This window comes from Bacillus sp. AFS031507 (assembly GCF_002584635.1).
Lineage (GTDB): Bacteria > Bacillota > Bacilli > Bacillales > Cytobacillaceae > Neobacillus.
On the sequence record NZ_NUOW01000020.1, the window covers coordinates 26,977 to 38,126 of the forward strand.

The 11,150-nt window shown below is 40.9% G+C and carries 7 protein-coding genes; 1 reads left to right on the forward strand and 6 read right to left on the reverse strand.

From position 1 onward, the window contains the following. Nucleotides 1-267: 267 nt before the first annotated feature. From COE25_RS18555 to COE25_RS18565, 3 genes are all read right to left on the reverse strand, one after another. Entirely contained in the window at nucleotides 268-2,931 is a 2,664-nt protein-coding gene (locus COE25_RS18555) for an IPT/TIG domain-containing protein (protein WP_098933659.1), read from the reverse strand. Between the two features lie 428 nt (nucleotides 2,932-3,359). Then, nucleotides 3,360-4,577, reverse strand: coding sequence for a metallophosphoesterase family protein (locus COE25_RS18560; RefSeq protein ID WP_098933660.1), 1,218 nt, complete (start codon nucleotides 4,575-4,577; stop codon nucleotides 3,360-3,362). Nucleotides 4,578-4,771: 194 nt separating this feature from the next. After that, nucleotides 4,772-7,099 carry a glycerophosphodiester phosphodiesterase family protein gene (locus tag COE25_RS18565; protein WP_098933661.1) on the reverse strand — a complete coding sequence of 776 codons (2,328 nt, stop codon included), beginning with the start codon at nucleotides 7,097-7,099 and terminating at the stop codon, nucleotides 4,772-4,774. 374 nt (nucleotides 7,100-7,473) lie between these two features. Here COE25_RS18565 and COE25_RS30850 point away from each other — a divergent pair, with 374 nt between their 5' ends. Then, a complete protein-coding gene (locus COE25_RS30850; protein ID WP_179195840.1) occupies nucleotides 7,474-7,647 on the forward strand; it encodes a hypothetical protein in 174 nt (57 codons plus the stop codon). A 186-nt stretch (nucleotides 7,648-7,833) separates the two neighbouring features. Here the strand turns inward: COE25_RS30850 and COE25_RS18570 are convergent, their stop codons facing one another. From COE25_RS18570 to COE25_RS18580, 3 genes are all read right to left on the reverse strand, one after another. Continuing rightward, nucleotides 7,834-8,829: a zinc-dependent alcohol dehydrogenase family protein gene (locus tag COE25_RS18570; RefSeq protein WP_098933662.1), complete on the reverse strand. Its 996-nt coding sequence runs from the start codon at nucleotides 8,827-8,829 to the stop codon at nucleotides 7,834-7,836. 203 nt (nucleotides 8,830-9,032) lie between these two features. Further along, nucleotides 9,033-10,274, reverse strand: coding sequence for a Bcr/CflA family multidrug efflux MFS transporter (locus COE25_RS18575; RefSeq protein ID WP_098933760.1), 1,242 nt, complete (start codon nucleotides 10,272-10,274; stop codon nucleotides 9,033-9,035). 222 nt (nucleotides 10,275-10,496) lie between these two features. Next, on the reverse strand, nucleotides 10,497-10,871 hold the full coding sequence (locus tag COE25_RS18580) for a FixH family protein (RefSeq protein WP_098933663.1): 375 nt from the start codon (nucleotides 10,869-10,871) through the stop codon (nucleotides 10,497-10,499). Between the last annotated feature and the right edge of the window lie 279 nt (nucleotides 10,872-11,150).

Here is an 11,150-nt window from a genome sequence, read left to right on the forward strand (position 1 = left end):
TCCTCTTTAGGCGAAAATGTGCCTAAAAGAAGCTTTAATCGTTTTTTTTTGACTTAATTTATTGAATATTAAAGACATAAAAAAAGGCAGATGAGGATTCATCTGCCCTTCCTTTTACTTTTTTTAAATTATTTTCGATGTCTTTTAATATTTTACATTCAACAATCAAAATTATCCGGAAAATAGCACTTTTACTACCATTTGCCAATCTGTAAAGGATTTTATCCATCTCTTTAAATTTCTTGTAAACTCCTACTGTTCTCCTACTTATAAAAACGGGTAGATAGCATTGGCGTATGCCTGTGCACCTTTTTGGTTCGGGTGGCCCATGGAAGCACGCTTACAAATCTCAAAGTCTACACCTGTACAACCTGCTTCTGTACAAGAAACGAGACGTTCGGCTGCAATTAAATCTTGTGGTGATAAATCTAAATTAATGCCAAATACATAAGGATCATTTGTTAGTGCAGCATGCTCTGGACCGATGTTTGGATCTGCAAAGAATATTCGAGGTACTCCGCCTTTTTCCGTATTTATTTCATCTACAGCTTGCTGCAAGAAAGTCTTAGATTCACTTCTCAGCTGCATGCTACGAGCATGTATAATATCTAGATGGTGTTTCGTCAAAAATCCTGAAACGACGCCACCTGGCACGCCTGATGTTGCTACACCTAAAGCAACCAGCAATACCTCAACGGCTGTTAAGTCACTATGTTCTGAAACAGGTGGATAATAGCCCGTCATGATGATTTTTGCTTTCTTAAACGTAGAATGTACCTTTTCGAGTAAATTTTTTGCATGATCTAAAAAATACTTACGGTGGATAGGAGTTAAATCAATGTTTGTAAATGGGTTAAGAACTACTCTTAAATTTACATCGTTTATTCCGCCATCTAAAATAATTAAATCAACCTTGTCAGGTTCTCCGACGACACGATCAACTTGCTGTAAAATTGTCGGATATGAAGTCGGAACTTCGCCGTCCCATGCTGAATTTGAACTTGTATCCTCAACGCCAATAATCGCACCTGAGTGGGCAAGGACTTGAGTATAAGATCCGATATTTCCTAGCCGTGATTTCACTGCACTGCTAACAAGTGAATAGTGCTTTTCATGCGGTCCGAGACCTTGGCCCCACGAAATCGAATCTCCAAGCACAAGCATATGGAAGGTATCAAGTACTAAATCAAATGTATTGGAAGGCGTTCCATCAGCGAGAACCACCTGTGCGGTTACCTGCTCCCCAGAAGTATTTTCTGCCACTGTGTTAGGTCGAACCAATGTAAACTCCAGTTGTGTCGGACTTAAAAGCCTTACATCTGTCATCTCCTGGCCATGAATTCGCACAAGTGCGTTGTCTGTGAAACCACTTCCAATCAAAGTTACTTTTTTGCCCGGGCAAACTCGATTTGGGTATTCTTTATCCATACCATCTTGCAGAATGGAATTGATCTTCGGTTTCATATATAAAGTAGCCTTGTTCGAGAGTGTTCCATCAGCCTGTCGGACCTGAACAGTATGCTGGCCTCCGTTTATGAGTGGTACAGAAAATTGAATAGATGTATCGCTGTATACCAACGTTTTCGCCGGTAATCCATCGATTAACACCTCATCTGTTTTTGTAAATCTGTTCCCTATAATGTTGACGTTTTCTTCAGCAAAAGCATAAGCAGGCTTTAATTCAAAGATGGCCGGTTCAAGCATTTTACGACGAAAATCATCAGGATCAATGATAGAAATACGGATCGGTTCAGGTAATTTCACACCATTGGATCCCGTCAATCCTAGGCTTGCATAATAGCCATCCGGTCCTCTAGAACCAGCTGTTCTCGACCCTGGCCCACATACAGCTCCTAAATTTGCTTTAACCGAAGCACCGACAGGACCTCCTTCACCACCATAACCTGGGTTACCTGGCTGGCCACCAACACCGCCGCGGCCGCCCTCAACGGCAACGTCGAAACCTGAAATATAAGAATTAATGACTGTTTGAGGAGCATATATATACAGTCTTCCGCCGCTTCCACCGTTTCCTCCATCACCGCCTATTCCTGCATTTCCACCAGAGCCGCCGTTTCCGCCAGCTCCAGCACCAGATTTACAGAATCCGGCCCAATCGAGTTGAGCTGGCTTCCCTCTGCCTCCTTGTCCACCATTTCCACCGTCTTGCCCAGCACCACCAGCTGTTCCGTCTTGACCATTCAAGTCGAAGGCTGGACAGCCTGTCATGTCTAACACCCACAATTCAATTTCAGGCGCACTATGACCATCGGGACCGCGTCCCCCTTTTACTCCATGCGTTCCATTTGTACCATTGATCCCAACGAGTGTCGAGGAAGTCGGAGCTTGTGGAGGTGTACCAGGTTTCCATGGTTTCGCCGGACTGGCTTTAGTCGGACGCTCCCATGTAAATGTGACATTCTGTCCGACGGTTATTTTTTCTGCAATTAATATGAGATATCGTTGTGGTTGTTTCAATACGACAGTCGTATTATCCTGTATGTTAATTTCAGTGGCAACCCAGTAGGCTGTATCAATGTTAATTTGGGTGGTAACGCTAGGTCCAGAAGCAGCATAAACGGTTTGAGCTGGAATTGGCACTGCCTTTAAAACGGATGCTTGCCCGCCAAAAGGCTGAAGAACTGAATTCTTCGTTGTTCCTGTACTTATAGCTTTATAGGCAGATTGAAAGTAGGTCGTAGTGGCTATTAAGTTTGAGCTGGGCTTTGTAACTCCAGCCTGAGGGATTAAATTACCGGACAAATTGAGTAATCCAAGAGATGAGAGAGAGGTAATTCCAACTGATTCCAAAACCGCCTTATGATATTGCATGCGATCCTGACTACTTGCTAATGAGGCAATTGACTGAGAATTAACGGAAAGTGACACAAGGGAAACAGGGTTTAGTACATTACCTAACGTTATGGACATTTAGCTCCTCCTTCATATAATAACTTTACAAATATGTAAAATTATTCTAAAAGACTTACTTTAACAGAATACATCCGTAAGACCCTTCATTGTAGAGACATTAGTCCTATTCGTTCGACAACATCAATAGCAAGTAATGATAAAAGTCGCCATTTCGTGATTTCAGAATAATTCAAACTAATAGAATAAAAGAAAAAACGCTAAACTCAGAATAAGTAGAGTTTAGCGTTTTTCGCTTTATGTATTAGTTGTGTTTTTAAAAAAAAAGGTAGATAAACATAATAGATTGAACTGTCACTAAAAGGATTAAAGGATGCCATTTTTTAGATGGCATCCTTTGTTAAGCTTTAAAATTTATTCTTCACAGTCAAGTAGAGGGTGACTGATGGCTAAATCCACTAATTTTTACGAAAAATCATTAATGGATTTTAACTTCTTATAACTTTTTCATGCTTTTTGCTTTCATCAATAGGAGCTGGAGCAATACTCTGATCATTGGCTGTTAGATCAATTCCATAATCCTTGGCAAACACCATATGTGTTTCCACTAGCACGTTCTCGGTGTTTTCATCTAAATTGAACACCCGGGCACCGCGCAATCTATTTCGTTCTGCCCCTGGAAGGCCGTATGTACCAAAGCCAGTGCTGCCAGCATAGCCTAGCAAGATTCCATAATAATTGCCCATATACGTGTTCACATGGTCATGTCCGCAGAAGACCCCTTTTACATCGCCTCTCTCCAGCATAGCTGAAAACATGCCGCCGTTAATTGGACCCGGGCATTCCTCTTCATTTCTTTCTCCTACAATGCTGTATTTGTTCAGAGCAGTGGCATGATGTGCTTCCGTTCTTCCGTCAACACTTCCAAACCACATAAATCTGTGTTCCCAGAGAGGAATATGAATGAATACAAGTGAAGGAACCTTATGCCCCCATTGCTTCTCCAGTTTTTTGGACGTCTCATAATACCAGCTAACCTGGTTGAAACGAAGCCAGTCCCATGTTGGGTAACCTTTAAAGTCTTGACCTGCAATCGTTGAAGGAGCATATCTCCCACTGTCAAGCAGCCAGAGGTTGAAAGCGGCATCCGTGCCTTTGGAATTTTTGATAAGCAGATTCATATTCCCTGTTCCAGTAATGTCTTTTACTCCAGGCTTGTTCATATTGTATCGGTATGACATATAAATCCGGAGCATGTCCTCCTCATCAAGGCCGCTTTTTGGCGTTGAATCCTCATCATGATTCCCGAAAGTAATGGCCCACTTAATCCCTCTTTGCTCCATTGGCTGGGCTACATTATTAATCGCTTGTTTCATCTCCGTTGGCGTGTCACAGCCTCCTGTGATGTTGTCTCCGTTAAGGACCACAAAATCAGGTTTTTCTGTATCTAGCACTTTTTCCATCAGCTGTATAGTCCGGCGGTCAATGTTTTCATCATCCTGTGTATCGTTAAACTGTACGATTTTGAGTTTTCCGTCCTGATTAAATTGAAGCTTGATATCATCATTTAATTCGGCATGTGCTGTGCCAGTGAACAATTCAGCTGGAAGGCCGGCTGATCCAAGTGTTAGGGCAAGTGTACTCATTCCACCGATTTTGATAAATTTCCGTCTGTCCATTTCTAATTTAGAATCCTGATTACTCATAACAAAGCCTCCTAATTTCTTTTATTAAGGATTTAAAAAACTAAACCTATTAATAGATTAGCAAAGCGATATTAAGTCCATGTTTCCTTTTTGTAAATTATCTATTATTTATTGGTAAAGATAGAATTTGGATAATCGTTACCGATAACAATAAAATGCGCCTCCCATTGAAAGAGGCGCATTTGTCTAACTTATCATTCTGTAACCGTTACTTCAATCGGCTCAGCTACTAAATGCCATACCTTCCCAAGCATTTGGAAGGTATGCATCGCAAATACATTAACCGTTCCAGGCCCAATCGCTTGAATGGTATTTCCTTGGATTTTCACCTTTGTTTCTCCGCTGTTTACAAAGAGCGTCGTCGAAATATTTTCCGTTTTGGCTTCACGATAGTTCACAAAGGATTTCACCTGAATCGTTGCTGATTTTCCGACCTTCAGGTTGACCTTTTTGTTCGGAATTTCCAGACGAATCGGCGCATCCGTCAGCCACTGAGTATAGTCTGTGATTGGTCCGACAACGCCAGCCTCCAAGGCTTGGCCAAACGGATCCTCGTTTCTAAACGTCCAATGCATATTCAGGAATCCGCGCTGGCGCATGAATCGGATGAATTCCGGATTCAGACTCCCATAGTCTGCGTTCAGTGTCGCGTTCATGCTGGCCCCGTACTGCATCATTTGCTGAGCTTTTTTCAGCCTGCTTTCTACCGTGGATGGTACACCTGACGAATAAAGATAACCAGTGCCAACTTCAGGGTTGAGACTGCGGGTATTTCTGATATGATTGGCATTAAAGCTTTGAATCACGACGTTATCAACCATACCGGCTTGCTCGATTTCCTCCATCACTTGCTTCTCGATACCATCCGCCTTAATCTCGACAAGAAGGACTACATCTTTCCCCTTGAACTCATTTAAATACTCTATAAATGTAGGTACCTTCTCCCCTTTGAATTCTGGACTAAACTTGATGCCGGCATCCAGGGAACGAATCTGCTCAAGTGTTAAATCCTTTACATACCCTTTACCGTTGGTTGTACGGTCCACAGTATAGTCATGCATAATGACTAGCTTACCGTCCTTCGTCCTCTGAACATCAGTCTCAATCATATCCGCACCTAATTCATAGGCCTTTCGATAGGAAGCGATCGTATTTTCAGGAGCAATGGAAGATACGCCTCGATGTGCAGCAACCACAGGACGCTGCACAAGGGTATTCTCTGGATACTGCCCCAAAGCTTCAATGGAAGCTGAAGGCTTATCTGTTACAATGCCGTCTATTCCAAGATGAATAATCGAATGGGCCGCTTGCAAATCGTCAGCACCGATTCCCCAAACGGAAATAGCACGGCTATGCAAATAATGAACGGTATCAGGGCTAAGATATTTTTGTGGTATTACTGCCACCATTGCATCACTTTTATGAATGTCACGCGCAAATGCGGCAATGTCATTCTTATTGAAGGATGTCTTATTGTAAAGAAGGGCACCGCGAGCCGTTTTAATATAACCCCTCATTTCTTTAACGATTGCAGGATTGCTGGATAAAATTTGAAAATCCTGTGTCTGTGTTTCCTTCATGATATTCGCGAGACCTTCAATATCCGCATGTTCTTCCACTTGAACAACCGGAATGAATTTGCCTTTGATGTTATCTAGGGCTTTTTCAATAGGTGCCCCGTCAACCGTCCATTGCCCCTGCCCGTTCCTATTTGCATGCAGAAGAACTGAAGCTGCACCTTCTTGTGCAACAGATTGCGAAATAATCGTAGGCGGGTTTACTATATTCGTTTTCACTTCTTGCGGTAGAAATGCGTTCGTACTTGCTAAAGAAGGAAGGGCATTTGGATATTCATTCACTTGAACATTATCGAACTGAACTGTGGTCCCATTCGCTTGAAAGCCAACATCTCCATTTGTCCATTTCCCGGCCTGGTCCGTATCAACCACAAGCTGGCCATCGATAAATTGCTGCACACGATTTCCGCTTGCAATCACTTTTATATGATAAGTCTTATTAAAAGTCATATTTTCAGGATAAAAATTCGTTTCGGGCACAACCCACTGATTGCTTTCATTCCGAATCGCAAACTCCAGCCCGTTCAACGCCGTAGTGCCTTTGCGCATCGCGAATTGATAATACGGATAAGAATTCGGCTGAACACGATACATCAATGAAGCCCATCGGGTGTCTTCTACTGCACTTTGAAACGTCATGTCTGCTTCAAAAACGTAATTCCCTGTTTGGTTTCCTAAAGGAATAACTACTCTGGCAGGAGCGCTGGAAGATGGAGACGATAATACTAGCTTGCCGTCAACGACCTTGGCATCTCCCTGTACAAGCTTCCAGCCGGCAGGCAGCATTCCATTAGCGATTTGGTCGAAATTCTCCTGTTTGATAGTTTGCTCCGCTGCATGAGCCTTGGTTAAACTATCAATCGGAGCCATCCATAAACTTCCGAAAATACTTGCTGATACTAAAACAGCTGTCAATTTTTTTGATTTTCCCCTGTAATTTGGCACCTAAGTCAGTCTCCTTTTTATTTGGTAGAAACATTGTGACTGAATGACGAGTGTTTTTGTGTTTTCTAATAGATAGAGTGCAAAGAAATACATACACTTACTAGGGAAATTGTACTCAATGAAGTTATATGTAGCATTAATGTATTTTAAAGATATTGTAAAAAATTGCAGGCCTTTTGTATTAAGGTATTTTCTACCATTCTCGATATCTAGGACATACTAGGTCTAAATAGTACTGTTTAACATGTATTCATTTTCATAAACCTAAACAAACTATTGTTGAAATAAGTGAAAACGTTCACAAATAAGTGTGGTAATCGCTTACAAAATCGTATATAATTATATTAAAATTACAACTTGAGAGGTGAAACAGCATGAAAGAATATATTTTTCTTCTAGAAGAACCAGTGGGTACTAGAGAAATTAAGATTTTCGCATCAGGTATGATGGATGCCTTCAAAAAGGCAAAGGAATTTCGAAAAAATATTGTCCAAGGTACTAAATTAAAGGTCAATATGATCTTAAAAGGTGTTAGATATACGGATTAACCTTTAATAAAAATATATTGAAAGGAAAAATCCTAAACTATATGTTCTTATTAAGATTAATAGTAGATAAATAAAGGAGAACACATTCGCTGGTTAACGAAATGTGTTCTCCTTTTAATTTATATTTTTTAAAACTTGGTTTCTTTAGTAATACTAGTATATGATAATTAGAATTTTCCCCACTACTTACCATTCATTTGTTATTACGACCTTTCCAATTGCCTTTTTAGATTCCAGTAAAGTATGTGCTTCCATTACTTCATCAAAATTAAAAACTCTTTCATCGACTAAAGGCTTGAGTTTCCCTTCCTCTACAAGCTTCGTTACCTCTCTCAAAATCTTCCCGTATTCCTGCCTTTTCTCTTTATTAATTACTTTTAAAAGCATGAAGGTAATATGTAAGGTTAGTGCCTTGGCATGAAGAAGAGACAAATCATGCGTTGAGCGGGCCGCGATTGCTAGTACTGTTCCGAATGTGGCAGCAGCTTGGAACGATCGATCGAGATTTTCGCCACCAACAGTATCAAACACAATGTCAAACCCTTTTCCATCTGTATGTTCCTTTACGTACTCCTCCACTGATTGTTCCCGATAATTAATGGACACATCTGCACCCAAACGCCTTCCTATGCTTAACTTTTCCTCAGAAGAAGCCGTTGTGAACACTTTGGCACCGGCTAGCTTTGCTAGTTGAATTGCCACATGACCTACCCCGCCTGTGGCTGCATGAACAAGGACCGTTTGTCCGTTTTGAACATTTGCACGATTATAAAGTGACTCCCATGCAGTAATTGTTACTAGAGGAAGCGCCGCTGCTTGTGCCATCGTAACATTTTTTGGTTTAGGAGCTAGAAGCTGCACATCCGCAAGCATATATTCAGCAAGGGCACCGTCTGTTCCTTTAAAACCACCTGCGCAACCAAAGACTTCATCACCGACCTTAAACTCTGTTATTCCTTCTCCGACCTCTACAACAACTCCTGCTACATCGCCGTGTAACACCGCCGGAAACTCTGGTGCAACTGCTGGTACCGCTCCGCCGCGAATCTTTGTATCAATCGGATTTACACTTGTTGCTTTTACTTGAATAACAACATGCCCAGGAATTGCTTCAGGGTTAGGAACCTCAGCAATCTCGAAAACAGATGGATCTCCAAATCTTTTAATCACCTGTGCTTTCATTTGTTATCACACTCCTCTCCTATCATTTTACTATAAGCCTCTACAATTTTTAAAATAATGCGAATCTTGGATTTATCTTTTACTAACCTGCGCCCTCAAGCTGCGAAGATCCATCCGTACGTTTAACTTAGATTAATAGTAGATAAATAAAGGAGAACACATTCGCTGGTTAACGAAATGTGTTCTCCTTTTAATTTATATTTTTAGATACTGGGTTTCTTTACTGAGCACTGCTCATTGGATAGTTGTATCCCTAGCGTTGCTTTTCGTACCAATACAAAATAGGAAAGAAAAGCCAGTAAACTGGAGCAAAAGATGATGACGCCCATAGGAACGCCTGAATACGCCCCTGCTACTCCCACAAGTGGAGCCGTTAATGAACCGAGTACAAATGGCAACAAACCTAATAAGGCAGAGGCACTACCGGCAATATGTCCTTGGTTTTCAATCGCTAAAGTAAAAGACGTGGTTCCAATAATACTGATGGAAGATACAAAAAAGAAAATCGGAATCGCAACTGCGAGAAGTGGTGCGTTTAATAGTAGAGCAATGAGTAAACCGGCACCCGCTATATTAGCGATGGCTAAACCTATTTTTAAGAAAGTCCGCTCCGAAATAGTGTCTGCAAAGCGGCCGACCAACTGACTTCCAATAATTAAAGCTAATCCATTGGTCCCAAATAATAAACTAAATTGCTGTGGTGTGACTTCGTAAATATTCTGATAGACAAACGGAATCCCAGAAACATAGGCAAAGATTCCTGCAACAGTAAATCCTTGAGTCAGTGCATACCCCATGAACGTTCGATCTCTGAATAAAGAACCAAAGTTGTTCATGATTTGTGGTAAATTGCTTGGAACACGGTTTTCTGTTGGCAGCGTTTCTTCTAATTTAAAAGCAACCGTGAAGAGCAGCACCGCACCTATACAAGCCAATGCAATAAAAACCCCATGCCAATTGGTAAAAGCAAGAATCCCCCCTCCAGCAATCGGTGCAACGATCGGCCCAAGGTTCCCCACTAACACCATCATCGTAAAGAACTTGGTCAGTTCCCTCCCACTAAAGAGGTCTCGAACAATCGCTCTAGAGATCACAAGTCCGCCGGCAGCAGCAAAGCCCTGGACCAAACGAGCAATGATAAGGAAATAGATATTCGGCGCCAACGCGCATGTTATTGAAGCAAGTAGGTACAAGGTAATAAAGATGAGCAAGGGTTGTCGGCGGCCTTTCACATCACTCAAAGGTCCAATGATCAATTGCCCCAATCCCAGGCCTAATAAACAAGAGGTTAAGCTAATTTGTACAAGTGAAGCGGTCGTATGAAAATCTTTTACAATCGTTGGAAAAGACGGTAAATACGTATCGATTGTAAAGGGTCCTAACAATCCAAGTGATCCAAGAAGTATGGCAAGCTGTATTCGTTTTTTCCCACTAGGTTTATTCAATGTCCATCGCCTTTCAATAAAAGAAGTATTTCTTGCTCGTTGCATTTATTTCGATATCCAAAATAATAAATTTTATTATAACCTGAGACTTGCTCAGGGGTAAACAATTAAATTATATGGAAACGATTTCAATTTTCGAGCAAAGGTGAAAAAGAAACAGAGGGACGGTTTTTCTGCTCCGTCCCCCCTTTTTTGTATAAAATAAAAATCCTGTGTTTAACACTATTGTGCATGATTATAAACAATCGAGAATCTTTTTTCGCCCAACCACTTTTCTCCGTTGTCATCTATTTTAATGGTAGCAGTGTAATCGCCTTCCATTTCAATTTTTGCTTGTCCAACATACACACCATTTCCTGTTTCCTGCATTTTCATAGAAATATCTCCATGACTCATCCCTTGCATATCCAAATCTGCGCTAACCTTCGCACCCTTTACTGGTTTACCTTCTCGATCGAAAATCTTCATTTGAATAGGAGTAGATTGATCTGGTGTAAAAGATTTGGGTGTATCTAGCTTGATCTCAAAATTATTTGAACTGCAGCCTGTTATCAGAATTAAAATGAGGCTAAAAATTAAACTCGTACATTTGTTCATTCCTCCTCATCCTTTCTTTAGTTTTATATTGATAATATAAAATGAGGCACTCACCCTTTAAGATTATCAACCAAAACCATGACAGACACAAATATTTAATTTGAACGGAAGGGCTATATTTTTTATTGAGGAAAAGAAAAAACCAGATATGCTTTGGCATATCTGGTTTTGTGTTGTCCTTCTCGCCCGTATCCTCTTAGATCGGCATCTCCTTGCAGGTATTTTGAAGTATATCATGAAGAATTTAGATTTTTATGAAAAATATTGATAAACTATTTG

Excerpts from the sequence above, each read along its gene's own strand:
- COE25_RS30850 (WP_179195840.1), top strand. The coding sequence starts at position 7,474 with ATGAAAGAATATATTTTTCTTCTAGAAGAACCAGTGGGTACTAGAGAA.
- COE25_RS18560 (WP_098933660.1), bottom strand. The coding sequence starts at position 4,577 with ATGAGTAATCAGGATTCTAAATTAGAAATGGACAGACGGAAATTTATC.
- COE25_RS18570 (WP_098933662.1), bottom strand. The coding sequence starts at position 8,829 with ATGAAAGCACAGGTGATTAAAAGATTTGGAGATCCATCTGTTTTCGAG.
- COE25_RS18580 (WP_098933663.1), bottom strand. The coding sequence starts at position 10,871 with ATGAACAAATGTACGAGTTTAATTTTTAGCCTCATTTTAATTCTGATA.
- COE25_RS18555 (WP_098933659.1), bottom strand. The coding sequence starts at position 2,931 with ATGTCCATAACGTTAGGTAATGTACTAAACCCTGTTTCCCTTGTGTCA.